We start from the raw sequence: 17774 nt of genomic DNA, 5'->3' as shown, positions 1-17774 counted from the left end.
GTATATTTAGAAATTTATTTTTTTCTAAGATAGCCAATTTTCTGGTTATAAATCAGATAATGTTACCATCCTTCATCACAAGCTTTCGGTCGGCAGTGTCGGCGAGCTGTGTGTTGTGCGTTACAATCACGAAGGTTTGATCATATTTATCACGAAGGTCGAAAAACAACTGATGCAGATCATCCGCATTTTTAGAATCCAGATTTCCGGTCGGCTCATCGGCAAAAATTATCTTGGGTGAATTAATGAGTGCCCGTGCCACCGCCGTCCGCTGCGCTTCACCGCCCGACATTTCACCGGGTTTATGATGCAGCCGGTCTGCAATATTTAAATCCTCGAAAAGTGCAAATGCTTTCTCCAACGATTCTTTTTCATTTCGTCCGCCAATGCGGGTGGGCAGCAATACATTTTCCAACGCGGTAAACTCCGGCAGTAACTGATGAAACTGAAATACAAATCCGATATTTTCATTCCGAAAGCGCGACAACTGGCGGTCGTTCATATTAAGGAAGGATTCTCCGGCCAGTGAGATTTCCGACCGGTATCTTTTAGTATCGGAAGGACTATCCAAGGTTCCGAGGATTTGTAGTAAAGTGGATTTTCCTGCACCGGACTCTCCTACAATGGAGACAACTTCGCCCGGCGTGATGTGAAGGTTTACCCCTTTCAGCACTTCCAGATCACCATAGGATTTGTGGATATTAACAGCTTTAATCATAGGTCCAAAAATACGGCTTTCAACTTAAAGTTTGGCATGATGCCGATAAACAAAACTTCCGGCACTGTTGTACCGGAAGCTTATTGAGTTTTCAATTGGTATTTTATCCTAACAGCAAGGTCAGCGGCTGCTCCAGATATGTTCGCAGGGTTTGCAGGAACTGTGCTCCGGTGGCACCATCAACCACACGGTGGTCGCAGGCCAGGGAAAGCTTCATGGTATTTCCGACAACAATCTGTCCGTTTTTCACTACCGGTTTTTCCACAATGGCTCCTACCGACAGAATTGCAGAGTTCGGCTGATTGATAATCGAAGTAAAGGTTTCGATTCCGAACATTCCCAGATTAGAAACAGAGAACGTGGAACCTTCCATTTCATTCGCTTTCAGTCCTTTTGATTTGGCACGGGACGCCATATCCTTCACACCGGCGGAGATCTGATTGTAATTCATCTGATCGGCATTTTTCAATACCGGTACAACTAAACCATCCGGGATCGCTACCGCAACACCTACGTTGATATTTCCGTGGTGAATGATGCGGTCTTCCTTCCAGGTTGAATTTACCTGAGGATGTTTGCGCAGAGCCATAGCGGTCGCCTTAATGACCATATCGTTAAAGGAGATCTTCGTATCAGGCAGGCTGTTAATTTCTTTTCTGGCTTCAATCGCTTTATCCATATCGATTTCTACCATTAAGTAATAATGCGGCGCAGAGAATTTACTTTCAGAAAGACGCTTGGCAATCACGTTGCGCACCTGTGAGTTCGGTGTTTCGCTATCTTCGCCCTGAACGAACTGAACAGCGGGTTGAGCCGGCGCAGCAGCAGCTGCCTGTGGTTTTTCCTGAACAGCCTGCGGCTGATAGGACTCAACATCTTTTTTCACGATACGGCCGTTTTCTCCGGAGCCTTTCAGCGTGTGTAGATCTATACCTTTTTCTTCGGCCATTTTGCGGGCCAGCGGACTGATGGCAATGCGATCACTTAAATCAGCATTGGCGGAAACAGCTTTTTCCTCTTTTGGTTCAGCGGACTTTTCTTCAGTTGCTTTTGGTTCCTGCGGTTTCTTTTCTTCTTTTTTAGAAGATCCGCCGTTCAGTACAGCAGAAACATCTGTTCCCTCCGGACCAATAATGGCCAGGACGGAATCTACCGGCGCGCCTTCACCTTCCTGCACTCCAACGTGTAACAAAGTACCATCAAATTCAGATTCAAAATCCTGAACTGCTTTATCAGTTTCAATTTCTGCCAGGATGTCGCCTTCTTTTACTTTGTCTCCCACGTTTTTGTGCCACTTGGCTACCTTTCCTTCCGTCATCGTATCGGAGAGGCGCGGCATAGTGATCACCTCTACTCCTTCCGGAATTTCAACATCGGCTTCTTTTTCGTAAGAAGTGCTTTCGTCTTCGGTTTTATGTTCGTCGTCGATTTTCTTCTCTTCCTTCTTTTCGCTCATTCTTTCATCGCGCATCGGACTTTTCAATCCGCTGATATCTTCCCCTTCTTTACCAATAATGGCCAGGACAGAATCCACGGGCGCAGATTCATTTTCCTCGGTTCCGATGTATAATAAAGTTCCGTCGAATTCAGATTCAAAATCCTGTACCGCCTTATCAGTTTCGATTTCAGCCAGGATGTCGCCTTCTTTCACTGCATCACCTACCTTCTTATGCCATTTGGCCACTTTTCCGTCGGTCATGGTGTCGGACAGGCGGGGCATGGTAATTACTTCTGCCATAGTATTTTCTTTATAGCTTCGGCTGCCGGAGCAACGTCAGTTTTTAGTTATTTTCTAATTTATTAATGAAAGGATAATCTTCCTGCGCGTAAACATAATCGTAGATCTTTTCGGTGTCAGGATACGGAGACTGCTCCATAAATTCAACACATTCTTCTACGAACTCTTTGGACTGCTGATCGATTTTTTCCAGTTCTTCTTCGGTTGCCCAGTTATTTTCGAGGATGCGGTGCTTCACAATTTCAATAGGGTCATCTTTTTTATGTTCCGCCACTTCATCTTTACTTCTGTACGGTTCCGCGTCAGACATGGAGTGCCCACGGTATCTGTAGGTTCTCGCTTCGATGAAGGTAGGTCCGTCTCCGCGGCGTGCGCGCTCGATTGCTTCAAAAGCAGCTTCTGCTACTTTTTCCGGATCCATCGCATCTACCGGCAGGCAAGGCATTTCATAACCCAAACCTAATTTATAAATATCTTCATGGTTGGCTGTTCTTTTAACGGAAGTTCCCATTGCATACTGGTTATTCTCCACCACAAAAACGACCGGAAGTTTCCAGTTCATCGCCATGTTAAAGGTTTCATGCAGAGAGCCCTGGCGCGCCGCACCATCGCCGAAGAAGCAAATGTTTACGGCTTTTCTGTCGAAATATTTATCAGCAAAAGCGATCCCCGCGCCTAATGGAATCTGGCCGCCCACGATACCGTGACCGCCGTAAAAGCGGTGCTCTTTACTGAAAATATGCATAGAGCCACCCATTCCTCCGGAAGTTCCTGTTGCCTTGCCACACAATTCAGCCATGATTCTTTTTGGGTCCACGCCCATCGCCATTGGGTGAATATGGCACCGGTAGGCGGTAATCATGCTGTCTTTAGACAAATCCATTGCATGCGTAAATCCGGCTGGGATTGCTTCCTGACCATTGTACAGGTGCAGGAACCCACGGATTTTCTGCTTCAGGTACAAAGAGCGGCACTTGTCTTCAAACCGTCTCCACATGGTCATCTCCTCGTACCACTTCAGGTAAACTTCTTTCGAAAATTCTTTCATATCTCTAAACAAATATTCAGCAAAAATAATAAAAATCTTTGTGATTTCCGCTACACCATGGCTTGCATATCGTTGCGACCATCGATGCTTAAAATGCTATTTTTACGGAGTTAAAAGCGACCGATGAAAACAAACACCTGTTTAGATAATCCGAAAGTTCCTTCTTTTATTTCCAATTTCTTCAATCCTATTTTTTCGCTGATATTTTACTTTGTCCTATACAGTGCATATAATTCCTCGCTGAAGGAGGCTTCGGTGCGTTTTGCCGGTCTGCTTTTGCTGGCGATTGTTCCGGTTACCGGCTGGATTATCTGGAATGTGAAACGCGGCTCGTACACAAACATGGATGTTTCTGATCAGCGGCAACGGCGGAGCCTCTATCCTATTATAGCCGCCGCACTGTTGCTTTATCTGTTCGTTACTTATTTTCAGACACAAAATGTTGATACGCCCGTCGTCGGGCTTTTGGTTTTATTGCTGTTATTGCAGGCGAGCAATTATTTTGTGAAAAGTTCCATGCATACCGCCTTAAATGTTTATGCCAGTGCGCTGATGTTTGAAGTGAAGTGGTATTGGGGTCTGATCTGGCTTATCATCACTTTTCTGGTTGCAATCAGCCGATTAATCCTGCAGCGGCATTCGGTAAAAGAAGTATTGACCGGTGCCGGTATCGCGACTGCCATTTCCGTTTTGTATTTGTTTCTAAAATAAGCCATTCGTATTGGCATTATTTTAATAATATCCCTAATCACTAAAAATTAAATAGATGGCAGCAAAGATAAAAGCACTCTTGCAAAAGTTGGTGGAAATTATCAGATTATATCCGTTTGTATTGCTTTCTGCGATAACGGCTACAGTGTGCATGATAATATCAAATGATTTCACCGGTAATGTACGGATGGCGACCTACCCCTACACCAAAATTACAATCGTCGCGGCGCTGGGAATCTCTCTGTTTTTCGGCTTGCGGATGCTAACACAGCAAACGGGTAAGAAGTATATCTTCCAGATTGCCGGCTTGCTGCTGCTGCTTATTCTCCTCTACTTCATTTTGCCCGCTGATTATCGGGATTTCACGGAAGTATATGCTTATTTGCTGATTCCGGCATTTTTGATCAGCCATTTGTTTGTGGCCATTGCTCCCTTTGTAAACAACAGGAACAGCAAGAATTTTTGGAATTACAATATTCTGTTGTTTATCCGTACGGTCCTGACAGCGATTTTCACGGGCGTGATGACCGTGGGGTTGTTGCTTGCCATGGCTTCCATTGATGAGTTATTTATGCTGCGTGTGCCTTCCCAATACTATGCAAATGTTTCCTACACCATGCTCTTTGCCGGCAGCTCTATCATCTTTCTTTTATTTAATTCGAATGGCCTAGCTGATTTAAAAGAGCAGCGTGAGTATCCGCAGGTATTGAAATTCTTCACGCAATTTATTTTAATTCCCTTGTTATTGCTGTATAGCTTGATCTTATATGTGTACCTGGCAAAAATTATAATTTCCTGGGAATTGCCACGAGGCTGGGTTTCCTATTTAATTTTGGCCTATGCTATGGTGGGAATTTTAGCGTTGCTGTTAGTGCATCCCCTCAAAGAAGAGTCACGATCCTGGGTACAGGTTTTTGACAGGATTTTTTATTACAGCCTTTTGCCACTATTGGTACTTTTATTTGTTGCAATTTTTACCCGTGTACTGGAGTACGGTTTCACAGAACCGAGATATTTTGTGCTGGCGCTGGCTATCTGGTTGACGATTATAGCCTTCTATTTTATTACAAGCCGTGACAGACAAATCCGTTTTATCCCGCTGAGTCTGGTTCTTACAGGATTATTTGCAATTGCCTTTCCGTATTTTAATGCCTTTTCGGTATCGAAGCGAAGCCAGGAAAATGAACTGCTTACTACTTTGCGAAATAATAATCTGCTTATTAATAATACGATTGCATTCAGCCAAAAAGTTCCTGAACCGGTCGTTCAGCAGATTAGTTCCCAACTCGTTTTCCTCGCCATGCGAAATGAACACGATTTAATTTTAGGACTTATACCGGATTCCGATAAAGTGAAGCTCAAACTGCAGAAACGCGATTACTACACACTCGGTTTCACCGTGAATCAAATGTTTTCAAAAAAATATGAAGTTAAAAAACCGGAAACTCAGCTCGATTACGCGAGGTCCTTTACTCTGAAGACTGAACCAGAAATACTCCCGGTAGCAGACTATTCGTATTTGTTCAAAGCGGTGCGCGGCGAAACCAATCAGTTTAACGTGGATGGCGAAATCTATGACTTTACTTTTCCACTTATGGACAATACCCTTACCTTAAAATACCAAGGAGGAACCGTTGATCTTACTAATGAAATTGCTGCATTGTTTTCCGGATTACCGGCTGAGGGTACTGATACTGCTCCGCTTCAGGTTAAAAAGAAAATAGGAACCCGTGAATTCATTTTTCTGCTGGAGTCTGTGACGCGTCTGCAGAAAAAAGGAAAAGCGGATGTTTACATGATCAATTCTGAAACGATCGTTATTCTTGTTAAATAAAATAAGCAGCCTCAAACAAGGCTGCTTATCATTTTCTCTGTGTACAGGAGATTACCAGTTGCTTCCGCCACGGTTTCCGCCACCATTGTAGCCACCTCCGCGGTTTCCACCACCGTAACCACCGCCACGGTTGTTATCAAAACTTCTGCGTGGTTTGTCCTCGCGAGGTTTTGCTTCTGAAATATTCAGTGTTTTTCCGTCCAAGTCTTTACCGTTCAGGTTTTCGATCGCGTTTTTTCCGTCCTCGTCACCCATTTCCACGAAACCAAATCCTCGGGATCTTCCGGTTTCTCTGTCGGTAATAATTTTTGCAGAGGTTACTTCACCGTATTCTGCAAATAGGTCATGCAGAGACTCTTCCTGCGTTGCGTAGTTAATGTTTGAAACAAAAATGTTCATCTTAAAAAAAATTAAAAATATTAATACTGTCGAAATTATAATTGAACTCAACAATTGATGAACAAAAATTGATTTCACGCTATAAAAACGAGTGCAAGATACAACTATATCTACATTATGCAACAATTTTAGATTTCTTCCTTAAAATAATTTTTGATTGATGCGGAGCACCCGTCCTATTTCGATGCATCAACCTGATTGTGAATGTTTTATAAAATTATGAAACACATGGGAAAAGTACTGTCTTCCCACGCTGAATCTCCGAGCGCTTTTAATTTTTTAAATTTGATAAAAATTAAAAATATGAGAAAACTTTCCATTTTGTTATTCACCGCTCTTTCAGTCACAACTTTTGCACAATTTACCTCGCCAGGAAACGGCACAACCTATACGGTTGAAGAACTGCGGCTGGCGGCACCGGAGATGATTACGAAAGAGGGAAATAATTATTTTATCACAAAAGATGTCATCATTTCTGAGGGAGACGTAATTTTGTTTGAAAGCAGCGGCGTTATTGCTTTTTCCGAGGGAACAGTTTTTACGGTGAGCGGAACATGGACCGGCGATGGTGAGTGGATTCTTACAGCTGCTGATAAGTCTAAACCTTATAAAGGGATTAAGTTCGACGAAACTGCTGTTGCCAATATTAAAAATAAAATATTTGAGTACGGTGGCGGCATTCAGGTACGCACAGGCAATTTCATAATGGAGAACTCCACTGTGCAGTATTTTAAGAAAGGATTGGTAACAGGATCTGCGATCAGTTTTTCCGCAGGTGCGCCCACCGTTCGAAACTCTAAGTTTATTGAAAATCAGTTACCGGCTGTTTCCTCCGGAGCGAATCAAAACGTAACTCTCACTTTCTCCGACAACTATCTGTTTAAGAACACACAGGAAAACTCCAATCGCCCGCAAATCAATATGGGGCCAAGCGGAAGCGGTACCACACGCATTGTAAATAATGAAATCATTGGTGATCCTGCTTTTTCAAAGGTCGGCGGCGTTTCTGTTTCGTCGCTGCTGGGCACCCGCAATGATGTAGAAATACGGGGCAATATCATAAGAGACAACCGCTACGGAATTACGGTAGCCGGTGCAGCATCGACCGGAATTATTGCTGAAAATATTCTGACAGATAATAATGCGGACCCTAATCCACTGACCGGCGGCAGCGGCATTTCACTCAGCGGCGGTAACAGCGCAACTCCGATGGCCATGCGTATTGAGAAAAATGAAATCCGCGGACACCTTTGGGGAATTACTTTGATTGGCAGCGTGAAAGCAGACCTTGGCGGCGGCTATTTGAACAGTGCCGGCAAAAACATCTTTAAAGAAAATGGTAACGGCGGCAACGTTTATGCCTTATATAATAATACGCCTAACGCGATCTCGGCAAAAAACAATTGCTGGCGCGAAGGTGAACTGTCAACGGACGCTATGGTGGAAGAAGTTATTTTCCATCAGCCGGACGACGCCGGACTTGGGTTGGTGGATTATTCAGAATATTTGTGCGCCGCTCCGTTGGCTACGCAAGATGTTCAAAGAGAAAAAATAAGGGTTTATCCAAATCCGAGTAATGGACACTTTAACTTACACTCCACTGCAGACGGAACGGCTGCCATAACAGATATGAGCGGTCGTCAGATTTATTCAGGAAAGATTCAAAAAGGAAATAATCAAATACGGCTTCAGGCAAAACCATCGGTTTATCTGATAAACGTTTATACTGAGAAAGAAAAGATGCAAACAAAACTCATCATCAAGTAACTAAGTTCCCGCCACGGCGGGAATTTTTATATACGCCCTTGGAAAGCAAAATTTAATAAAAATAATTTTAAATAAAAACAGAAAAAAGTTTTTTTTGTAACCTTTTACCAAATCCCGTCGTATAACCTAATGCAGTCCTATAGTGGACCTTTTTTTATACATGAGACAGTTAAAAATTACCAAACAGGTTACCAACAGAGAAACCGCCTCTCTCGACAAGTATTTGCAGGAGATTGGAAAAGTGGATTTGATTACCGCTGATGAGGAAGTGGAACTCGCACAGAAAATTCGTGCGGGAGATCGTGTAGCATTGGAAAAACTGATTAAAGCAAACCTTCGTTTTGTGGTATCAGTATCCAAGCAGTATCAAAATCAGGGACTATCTTTGCCCGACTTAATTAATGAAGGAAACCTCGGGTTGATGAAAGCTGCCAAGCGCTATGATGAGACCAGAGGGTTTAAATTTATTTCCTATGCCGTTTGGTGGATCCGTCAGTCGATTCTGCAGGCCCTGGCTGAGCAGTCTCGTATTGTGCGTTTGCCACTGAATAAAATTGGTTCCATCAATAAAATTAATAAAGCCTACGCGCACCTGGAGCAGGAAAATGAGCGCCCGCCATCACCGGAAGAACTTGCGGAAGTGCTTGATATGAGCGAGGATGATATTAAGGAGTCCATGAAAAACTCCGGCCGTCACCTGTCCATGGATGCACCGCTGGTTGAGGGTGAAGACTCCAACCTGTACGACGTATTGCGCTCCGGCGAATCTCCGAGCCCGGACAAAGATCTGATGCTGGAATCTCTGCAAATTGAAATCGAAAGAGCATTGCAGACACTGACGCCGCGGGAAGCTGATCTGGTTCGCCTGTATTTTGGTCTGAACGGAAAACATCCGATGACACTGGAAGAAATCGGCGAAACTTTTGACCTGACGCGTGAACGTGTGCGCCAGATTAAGGAGAAAGCGATTAAGCGATTGAAGCATAATACCAGAAGTAAGATTCTGAAATCCTATTTAGGGAAATAAAGTAAAAGCAAGCCGATTGGCTTGCTTTTTTAATCTTAAGAGGGCACAAAGTTCTTGCGCGCCAGTTCTTTCCGAACCCTGCTCAGACTTTCTGGTGTGATTCCCAAATAGGAAGCTACCATCCAGAGCGGAACCCTTTGCAGCAGTTGCGGATACATTTTAATGAAATCCAGATAACGCTGTTCGGCCGTATCTGCCAGCAGGGAATTCACGCGGTTCTGCAAAGCGCGGATATGCTTCTGCAAAATCAGGTCATTATTGCCGGCAGCACTCGGGAAGTTCTGAACCATTCCGGTGAAAAAAGCTGTATCCAGCAAGAGAATTTCGGAATCTTCCACGGCATCAATATAATAATTCGACTTTTCATTAAAATATAAAGAACTGCGGTCGGAGATCAACCAGCGTTCCGGCGCAAACTGGATAATGTGCTCCCGTCCGTTTTTATCTACGGAATACATGCGCAGGAGTCCTTTTTCCACAAAAAATGTATCCTGACAAACATCGCCGGGCTGCAGCAGAATTTCGCTCCGCGTCACTTTGCGGTGCGGATATCTTTTCCCGCACGCTGCTACCATTTCCACCGGCATCTCCAGCATTTCTGCCAGATAAAAAGTTATATTTTCGTAATTTGTCATGGAATCAGGCTTACACTGATACTCTGGTGCGAGGCATCTGCCACGGGCTTCCCGTCTTTCAGTACGATGACCTGCGGGCTTTGATGCGTTACATTAAAATCCTCGGCAATTTTATTACTCAGCGCGCGGTGTTTAATCAGATCAAGATAATAAAACGCTGCATCGACCGGATTGTTTTCCACTTCTTTTTCAAAATTTTGCAACACGGTTTTACTGATAAAGCACCGCACGGAATGCTTAAAAATAACCGTTGGTTTTGCGAAGGAGGTTTCCATGGCTTTAACCAAATCATTTTCTGATTCCAGCGGCAGCCAGAATTTCTTACCGTCCTTTCCGGAATAGCTTTCGCCGAATAGTTTATCTAATATACTCATTGTTCTATTTTTTAAAATTAAAATTTACCACCCTTTTTCTTTTTTCAGATTTTCGATGTGCGCAAAATGATGCTCGCAGTGCCAGGCACAGTAGGACAGGCATTCGCGCAGGGAGACCGCTCTTTCACGCAGCGGATGGTAATAGGTGCTCTCAAACTCCTTATTGGTGAGGGAATTCAGTTCATACGCCCAGCGTTCATGCACACCCTTCAGAATCTGAAGTGCAGGCTCAATGCCAATGCTGAAACTGTCTTGCAGTTCCGCCCACATTTGCTGATCAAATGGATTAATGGTGGGATTATCTTCCGTGAGTGCGCGCTTAAAACGGAGATACGCCGCCATACTGATATCCGACAGATGGTTGATGACCTGCCGCACTTTCCAGCCGCTTTCGCGGTATTGCGTATCCAGCTGTTCATCATTCCAGTCTTCCACCAGGTGCGCCAGCTTGTCCGGGAAATCACGTATTGCCCGAATGAAGTGATCCAGATCCTGGTCTGTGATTTCCGCGGGCAGTTCGAACTGACCAAGCGGGTACTGTTTATTTATTGTATTGTCCATGTCTATTTTTAATGTGGTCGATTTGTCGCAATCCGGCTTTTGGCGGCAGTTTTGCGTAATAGTTTCGTAAATTTATTAAATATATCCGTGGTTTTCGCCACGACCTAAACTTTATCACGTATGAAAAAAGCGCTCATCATTGTAGACGTACAAAATGATTTTTGTGAAGGTGGAGCATTGGCTGTGCCAAACGCTCACGAAATCATTCCTTATATTAATTTATTAACACAGGAAAATGAATATGAAGAAATTATCCTGACTCAGGACTGGCATCCGGCCAACCATAAAAGCTTTGCGTCCAATAACGGAAAGCAGGTTGGCGAAACGATTATCCTGAACGAAGTTCCGCAGTTTATGTGGCCTGATCACTGCGTTCAGAACACCAGCGGTGCTGAATTTCATCCCGACCTTGACACATCTAAAGTCACTAAAATTATTCAGAAAGGAACCAATGTGGAAGTGGACAGCTACAGCGGATTTCAGGATAATAACCATTTTATGAAAACCGGCCTGGATGATTATTTAAAATCAAAAGGAATTCAAATGCTGGAAATTGTGGGCCTCGCGCTGGATTATTGCGTGAAGTACACCGCGCTTGATGCCGCAAATCTGGGTTATGTAACCTGCGTTCACTTTAACGGTACCCGCGCAGTGAATGTGAAACCGGACAATGGTAAAAACGCCTTCTACGAAATGCTGGAAAACAAAGTAACCCTACTAGGCTAGTTTTAGAAATATTCTTACTTTCAGGAGTTGAAACATAAAATCAGAAACTCTTGAAAAACTTTTACTGGCTGGCAGGACTTATACTTTTGACATCGTGCGTTAATGTACCAAAGTACAATGCACGGCTGGAAAAGCCGGTAGCAGCAGCCCAACTTCGTGCGGATGTAAACTTCACAGTCAAAAAACTGGAGCAGATTCATCCGCATTTGTATGATTATATTTCTAAGGATGAATTCCACCGAAAGGCAGACAGTCTGAAGAGCACTATTAATTCCGCGCTCACACCTTTTGAGTTTTACAAAAAGCTGGCTCCACTCGTGGCAGAAATCAGACAGGGACATTTGACTTTGCCGCCACCGCAAAAACGTTTTACCAAAGAAGAAAAAAAGTACTTTTCCGAAAGATCACCGTTATTTACGCAGTTCGAATACAGAGTTAAAGACCATCAGCTTTTTATCTCGGAGAATAAGGACAGTATTAAAAAGTTCCCGGCTGGCACAGAAATCATTGCAATCGATGATATTCCTGTTAGTATCATGCTGACGAAGTATGAAAAGTACTATGCCAGCGACGGTTATAACACCACCTTCATACCTTATATCAGTGCGAAGCGCTGGAGTGGCTATTTCACCGCGGAATATGGTTTGAAAGACAGTGCGCAAATGACCGTTCGAACGGATGAGAATACACAAACAGTCTGGCTGAAAAGAAAAATAATTGCGCAGGATGATAAAAAAGAAAACAGCCTCCGGATAAAAGAAATCAAAAAATCGGACAGCGGCCGTGTCGCTGATTATAACGCAAGTAGCAAAAGTTTTAACCGCGAACTTAGCTTTTTGACCACAGATTCCACTGTCGCTAAAATAACGGTCAAAACATTTTCACGAACGTATTCTTCGAAATTTTACAAGGAAACTTTCGAAAAATTAAAAAAGTCCCCTGCCCGATATTTAATTTTAGATATCAGGAATAACACAGGTGGCGCACTCTCCGAAGTTAATAATCTGTATTCCTATTTAGTCAATGAAGATTTTCAATTCATTAATGACATTGAAATTACCGATAGCGGATCCCTTCTCCGCGCAGATTACCTGAAAAACATGAACTGGAAACTGAAGAGTTGGGCCGTACTTACCTATCCTATCTATTTTGCCGGTTCTTTGCTCGCCACGAAAAAAGTGAATGGAAAGACATATATGCGCAACAATAATAAAATTGCGGCCATCCGGCATCCCAAAGACAATGCTTTTAAGGGTAAATTATATGTGTTAATCAACGGCAGTAGTTTTTCAGCCTCTTCGATCCTGTCTGCGAAACTGAAAGATGCACGCCGTGCCACTTTGGTTGGCGAAGAAACCGGCGGCGCCAATGATGGAACGGTTGCCGGCCGGTACGTAACGGTGCAATTACCTAATTCCAAACTGAGATTACCGATTGGAATGATGCTTATTCAACCGGCTATTGATTTCACTAAAACACAGAAAGGAGTGGAACCGCACATAGAGATTATCCCAACACTGGAACAGGAATTATCCGGGCAGGATGTACAACTCGATTATATTTTAAATGAAATAGCTGCTGAAAAAGACTCGGCAGCTATCAATTTATTTTAATTTAATAAACTGTCTTCCACCTCATTCGGGAGTGTAACCCGGAGTTGTGATTCTGCTTCCATCGCGCGTTTAATGGCAAATACGGCGCCTTCATTTCGTGCCCAGCTGCGGCGTGAAATACCGTTGTTCACATCCCAGAAAAGCATTGATTTCAGGCGTTTTTCTGCTTCGGCCGATCCGTCGAGCAGCATGCCGAAGCCACCGTTGATTACTTCTCCCCAACCGACACCGCCGCCATTGTGAATGGAAACCCATGTGGCCCCGCGGAAACTGTCACCTATGACATTCTGGATCGCCATGTCTGCAGTAAAACGTGAACCGTCATAAATATTGGATGTTTCGCGATACGGCGAATCCGTACCGGACACATCATGATGGTCACGACCAAGCACAACCGGCCCGATTTCTCCCGCAGCAATCGCCCGGTTAAAAGCATCTGCGATTTTAATTCTGCCCTCCGCATCCGCGTACAAAATACGCGCTTGTGAACCCACCACTAAATTGTTTTGCTGCGCACCACGGATCCAAGTAATATTATCCTGCATCTGCTGTCGGATTTCCTGCGGTGCGGTTTCCATTATTTTTTCTAAAACCTCACAGGCGATAGAATCTGTTTTTGCCAGATCTTCCGGTTTGCCGCTGGTACACACCCAACGGAAGGGACCGAAGCCATAATCAAAACACATCGGGCCCATGATATCCTGCACATAACTCGGATATTTAAATTCTCTTCCAAGGGAAGGGTTTTCCGAAAGAACATCGGCACCGGCCCGGCTTGCCTCCAGCAAAAAGGCATTGCCGTAGTCAAAGAAGTACGTGCCTTTTTCGGTATGGCGGTTGATGGCAGCCGCCTGCCGGCGCAGGCTTTCCTGTACTTTTTCTTTAAATTGTTCCGGATCGTCCGCCATCATTTTATTGGATTCTTCGAAAGACAATCCCGCCGGATAATACCCGCCGGCCCACGGGTTGTGCAGCGAAGTCTGATCCGAGCCAATATCAATATGCAAATGCTGCCGGTCAAATTCTTCCCACACGTCCACCACATTGCCGAGATATGCCAGGGAAACGGTTTCTTTGTGTTCCTGAGCTTTTTTTACACGACCGACCAACTGGCTGAGGTCTTCATAAATTTCATCAACCCATTTCTGATCATGACGGATCTTTGTAATCTTCGGATTCACTTCGGCGCAAACGGTAATGCATCCGGCAATATTTCCGGCCTTTGGCTGTGCACCGCTCATGCCGCCCAGACCTGAGGTGACAAACAAACCGCCCTTCGGATCTTTTTTAATTTTTCTGAATGCATTAAGAACCGTAATAGTTGTCCCATGCACAATTCCCTGCGGACCGATGTACATATAGCTGCCGGCGGTCATCTGCCCATACTGCGAAACACCGAGCGCATTAAACTTTTCCCAATCGTTGGGCGCAGAATAGTTCGGGATTACCATGCCGTTGGTGACCACTACTCTTGGCGCATTGGCGTGGCTGGGAAACAAACCCATCGGATGCCCGGAATACATGACCAGCGTTTGCTCATCATTCATCGTAGCCAGATATTGCATTGTGAGCAGATACTGCGCCCAGTTCTGAAAGACCGCTCCATTCCCGCCGTAAGTAATAAGTTCATGCGGGTGCTGCGCTACAGCGTAATCCAGGTTATTCTGAATCATCAGCATGATCGATTTTGCCTGCAGCGATTGACCGGGATAGTCCTCAATAGGTCTTGCTTTCATCTCATAAACCGGACGAAAACGATACATATAAATCCGGCCATACTGCTCCAGTTCCTGGCGAAACTCCGGCAAAAGTTCAGCGTGAAATTTTGGCTCGAAATAACGCAGCGCATTTCGCAGTGCCAGTTTCATTTCTTCTTCGCTTAAAATTTGTTTTCTTTTTGGCGCGTGATTTATCGCGGGATCATACGGTTTGGGCGTTGGTAAACTATCGGGAATGCCTTGCAGAATCTGCTGCTGAAAGTCGGTCATAGGATGATTGTCTTAACTAAATATTGATGCTTTAAAGATATTTAATTGAAGACTTAAATGCAAACGAAAGCCGGCTTACATTAAAGCATAAAAAAACCTCACGGTAAAATGAGGTTTATTTGGTTTAGTTAATCAGGTCGTCATTAACCTCTTCGTGATTGTCTTTATTGTCACTGAGGCTGTAGTAATTGTTTTCCTCGTCGGGGGAACCAATGATCGCCTGGTCATCATCCTGCTTGCTGCCGGGCACATCCAGCCCTTCACTGAGCCTTTCCTTTTCGGCTTGTTTTTCACTGACAGGATTTCCGTTTCCATCTACCGGGATGTGTTCTTCCTGGTTAAAAATATCTTCAGACGGCGCGTAATTCATTTCTTCCAATTCGCGGTCCTGTTCCTGTTTGCTGTTTCCTTCTGGCATATCTTTATATTTTATAGTTAAACTTTTATAATTGAATCTTTTTCAGGTTTTTGGTGGCCGGGCCGTTCAGTACTTCGCCTTGTATATTGTAGCGCGCGCCGTGGCACGGGCAGTCCCATGTGGCTTCGGCACTGTTCCAGCTGACGTTGCAACCCATGTGGGTGCAGGCACTTTCAACGCCATAAATTGTGCCAGAAGCATCGCGGTAAATTGACATGGTTTTACCGTCATAAAAAACGGTTTTGCCCTCACCCGGTTTAATTTCGTCCAGACTGTGAATTTTCTCCGGCGTAAATTTGTCCTTAATTAAATGAAAAACGGCATCTGCACTTTCTTTCACCGTATCCGCAAAACCGGCTTTCACATTCATTCGCGAAGGGTCAAAGAGATCTTTGTATTTGCTATCACCTGTTAAAATTAAATTTGAAATAATCAATCCGGCTGCTGTTCCAAAGGTCATCCCATTACCATCATACCCGGTCGCCCAATAAATATGATGATCGCCTGGACTCAGACCGATAAATGGCAGGGAGTCGGCAGGTGTGTAATATTGTGAAGACCAGTGATACGCTATCTCATCTACATCAAAATGTTTACGAGCATACTCTTCCAGGGCTGCGAACCTTGCGTCAGGAATGTCTTCCTGTCCTGTTTTATGGTCCTCTCCGCCTAGAATAACAAAGGTTTCGTCACCTTCTTTCTGAATGCGGAAATAATGATAATGCTCATAGAAATCTTCGCCTAAAGCGAGCGGATACTCACCTGTCTTTAAAGTAAAGGCAATGGCGTAACTGCGGTACGGTGCCGCCAGGAAATTCATTCGGTTGATATTGGGAACCACATGGGTAGCCCAGATAAAGTCCGTCGCTAAAAAAGTCCTGGAAGCTGTTTTCACTTCCACATCATCCACTTCTTTCACCTCCTGCACTTTGTACCCTTCCAGAATATTACCGCCTAACTCCATAAATTTCTGACTTAAAGCACGCAGGTATTTGGTCGGATGAAACTGCGCCTGACCGGAGATTTTAATAACTTTTTCTGCCGGTATCGGCCACGGATTATGTTCGGTAACTTCCACCGGCATTCCCACGGTCTTGCAACCGTCATAAAAATCTTCCAATTCTTTTTTCTGTTCCTCATCCACAGCAAAAACATAGGATTCCATATCGGTAAAGAAATCACAATCAATGCCCTCGACCATGATTGTTTCACTCATAAAAGCAATTACTTCCGGTCCGACCTGCGCCAGAAGTTTGGCCTTATCTTCCCCGAAATCTTTAATCACCGTATCATACTGCGCATCAAAAAATGTATTGACATGTGCAGTGGTACCGCTTGTTGTTCCAAAACCGATATTTTCAGCTTCGATAATCAGGCATTTTTTGCCGGCTTTCTGTAAAATGTAACCCAGAGTCAGGCCGGTGATGCCGGCACCTGCAATGATTACATCATATTTTTCTGAAGAATTTTCTACAAAAAAATCTGGCATATCTACAGTTTGCCATAAACTTCTGCTTTGTCCGTCTCGTTTCATCTGTATTTATTTTTAATGTTTTAATAGTAGCCTCAAAGATCAAGGCCTAAACAAAATCCGCGCCTTGTTTTCGTTATTCATAACAATAAAACACAATAGAAGAAGTATTTGCAAAGGAACACAATGGCAAAGTATTTTCTTTTGCATAAAAAACGACAACAACATGACACCTAAAAGTAATTTCTTCGAACGATGCTCCAATGCAGCATCATCGTTTACCGGAACTTCATGGGCATTTTCCGCCGCTCTTATTATTGTACTGATCTGGGCGGGCAGCGGCCCCTTTTTCAACTATTCGGAAACGTGGCAGCTCATCATCAATACCGGAACTACCATCATTACATTCCTGATGGTTTTCCTGATTCAAAAAGCGCAAAACAAAGATTCCAAGGCAATCCAGATAAAACTAAATGAACTGATCGCAGCCAGCCGCCGGGCCAGTAACCGCTTGGTGGACATTGAAGACCTGGATGAATGCGAACTCGATAAACTGAAAGAATATTACCAAAAACTGGCCGAGAAGGTGCAGCAACGAACAGAGATGCAGTCGTCACAGTCCATCGACGATGCGATGCCTCAGGTTATTAAGCCATAATACACGAGCAAGTCCGTCTTTAAAGTAAAATAAAAAAACCGTTTTTCTACCGTAATACGTGACCGCGAAACCGGCGCAATCCAAAAAA

General features: G+C 44.1%; 17 protein-coding genes. 7 read left to right on the top strand and 10 right to left on the bottom strand.

Annotation, left to right across the window (positions count from 1 at the left end; translation table 11 throughout):
- Positions 1-52: 52 nt before the first annotated feature.
- From MVI27_RS05805 to pdhA, 3 genes are all read right to left on the bottom strand, one after another.
- On the bottom strand, positions 53-718 hold the full coding sequence (locus MVI27_RS05805) for an ABC transporter ATP-binding protein (protein WP_246959866.1): 666 nt from the start codon (positions 716-718) through the stop codon (positions 53-55).
- 103 nt (positions 719-821) lie between these two features.
- Positions 822-2456, bottom strand: coding sequence for a pyruvate dehydrogenase complex dihydrolipoamide acetyltransferase (locus MVI27_RS05800; RefSeq protein ID WP_246959865.1), 1635 nt, complete (start codon positions 2454-2456; stop codon positions 822-824).
- Positions 2457-2499: 43 nt separating this feature from the next.
- Entirely contained in the window at positions 2500-3504 is a 1005-nt protein-coding gene (pdhA, locus tag MVI27_RS05795) for a pyruvate dehydrogenase (acetyl-transferring) E1 component subunit alpha (protein ID WP_246959864.1), read from the bottom strand.
- Positions 3505-3627: 123 nt separating this feature from the next.
- Here pdhA and MVI27_RS05790 point away from each other — a divergent pair, with 123 nt between their 5' ends.
- Both MVI27_RS05790 and MVI27_RS05785 read left to right on the top strand, forming a co-directional pair.
- Positions 3628-4215, top strand: coding sequence for an ABC transporter permease (locus MVI27_RS05790; RefSeq protein WP_246959863.1), 588 nt, complete (start codon positions 3628-3630; stop codon positions 4213-4215).
- A gap of 55 nt (positions 4216-4270) precedes the next feature.
- Positions 4271-6049 (top strand): DUF4153 domain-containing protein, encoded by a 1779-nt coding sequence (locus tag MVI27_RS05785; RefSeq protein ID WP_246959862.1) that lies wholly within the window; start codon positions 4271-4273, stop codon positions 6047-6049.
- Positions 6050-6100: 51 nt separating this feature from the next.
- Here the strand turns inward: MVI27_RS05785 and MVI27_RS05780 are convergent, their stop codons facing one another.
- Positions 6101-6448: an RNA recognition motif domain-containing protein gene (locus tag MVI27_RS05780; RefSeq protein ID WP_246959861.1), complete on the bottom strand. Its 348-nt coding sequence runs from the start codon at positions 6446-6448 to the stop codon at positions 6101-6103.
- A 303-nt stretch (positions 6449-6751) separates the two neighbouring features.
- Here MVI27_RS05780 and MVI27_RS05775 point away from each other — a divergent pair, with 303 nt between their 5' ends.
- Positions 6752-8215 carry a T9SS type A sorting domain-containing protein gene (locus tag MVI27_RS05775; RefSeq protein ID WP_246959860.1) on the top strand — a complete coding sequence of 488 codons (1464 nt, stop codon included), beginning with the start codon at positions 6752-6754 and terminating at the stop codon, positions 8213-8215.
- A gap of 160 nt (positions 8216-8375) precedes the next feature.
- Positions 8376-9242, top strand: coding sequence for a sigma-70 family RNA polymerase sigma factor (locus MVI27_RS05770; protein WP_039344711.1), 867 nt, complete (start codon positions 8376-8378; stop codon positions 9240-9242).
- 35 nt (positions 9243-9277) lie between these two features.
- Here the strand turns inward: MVI27_RS05770 and MVI27_RS05765 are convergent, their stop codons facing one another.
- From MVI27_RS05765 to MVI27_RS05755, 3 genes are read right to left on the bottom strand one after another with little or no spacing between them, the layout of a single operon-like run.
- Complete coding sequence (locus tag MVI27_RS05765; protein WP_246959859.1) at positions 9278-9877, bottom strand: Crp/Fnr family transcriptional regulator; 600 nt, start codon at positions 9875-9877, stop codon at positions 9278-9280.
- Positions 9874-10251, bottom strand: coding sequence for a bacillithiol system redox-active protein YtxJ (gene ytxJ / locus MVI27_RS05760; RefSeq protein ID WP_246959858.1), 378 nt, complete (start codon positions 10249-10251; stop codon positions 9874-9876). The genes MVI27_RS05765 and ytxJ overlap by 4 nt, the downstream gene beginning before the upstream one ends.
- A gap of 24 nt (positions 10252-10275) precedes the next feature.
- Positions 10276-10812, bottom strand: a complete 537-nt coding sequence (locus MVI27_RS05755; protein ID WP_246959857.1) for a YfiT family bacillithiol transferase — start codon at positions 10810-10812, stop codon at positions 10276-10278.
- Positions 10813-10932: 120 nt separating this feature from the next.
- Between MVI27_RS05755 and pncA the strand changes: the two genes are divergently transcribed.
- Both pncA and MVI27_RS05745 read left to right on the top strand, forming a co-directional pair.
- The gene (pncA, locus tag MVI27_RS05750) at positions 10933-11538 is read left to right on the top strand and encodes a bifunctional nicotinamidase/pyrazinamidase (protein ID WP_246959856.1); all 606 of its coding nucleotides are present in this window, start codon (positions 10933-10935) and stop codon (positions 11536-11538) included.
- A gap of 50 nt (positions 11539-11588) precedes the next feature.
- Positions 11589-13151, top strand: coding sequence for a S41 family peptidase (locus tag MVI27_RS05745; protein ID WP_246959855.1), 1563 nt, complete (start codon positions 11589-11591; stop codon positions 13149-13151).
- Here MVI27_RS05745 and MVI27_RS05740 read toward each other — a convergent pair.
- The 3 genes from MVI27_RS05740 to MVI27_RS05730 all read right to left on the bottom strand — a co-directional run bounded on the left by MVI27_RS05740 (position 13148) and on the right by MVI27_RS05730 (position 17046).
- Complete coding sequence (locus tag MVI27_RS05740; RefSeq protein ID WP_246959854.1) at positions 13148-15139, bottom strand: urocanate hydratase; 1992 nt, start codon at positions 15137-15139, stop codon at positions 13148-13150. The two genes, MVI27_RS05745 and MVI27_RS05740, sit on opposite strands and share 4 nt — an antisense overlap.
- A 124-nt stretch (positions 15140-15263) precedes the next feature.
- Positions 15264-15557, bottom strand: a complete 294-nt coding sequence (locus MVI27_RS05735; RefSeq protein WP_246959853.1) for a hypothetical protein — start codon at positions 15555-15557, stop codon at positions 15264-15266.
- A 25-nt stretch (positions 15558-15582) separates the two neighbouring features.
- Positions 15583-17046 carry an FAD-dependent oxidoreductase gene (locus tag MVI27_RS05730; RefSeq protein ID WP_246959852.1) on the bottom strand — a complete coding sequence of 488 codons (1464 nt, stop codon included), beginning with the start codon at positions 17044-17046 and terminating at the stop codon, positions 15583-15585.
- Between the two features lie 208 nt (positions 17047-17254).
- On the opposite strand from MVI27_RS05730, the gene MVI27_RS05725 reads away from it, so the two are divergent.
- Positions 17255-17686: a low affinity iron permease family protein gene (locus MVI27_RS05725; RefSeq protein WP_246959851.1), complete on the top strand. Its 432-nt coding sequence runs from the start codon at positions 17255-17257 to the stop codon at positions 17684-17686.
- Positions 17687-17774: the final 88 nt, after the last annotated feature.

Source organism: Chryseobacterium salipaludis (assembly GCF_022968825.1).
In the GTDB taxonomy this organism is placed as follows: domain Bacteria; phylum Bacteroidota; class Bacteroidia; order Flavobacteriales; family Weeksellaceae; genus Kaistella; species Kaistella salipaludis.
The sequence above is the reverse complement of the archived record's forward strand: the minus strand, read 5'-3'. Positions and strand labels throughout refer to the sequence as shown.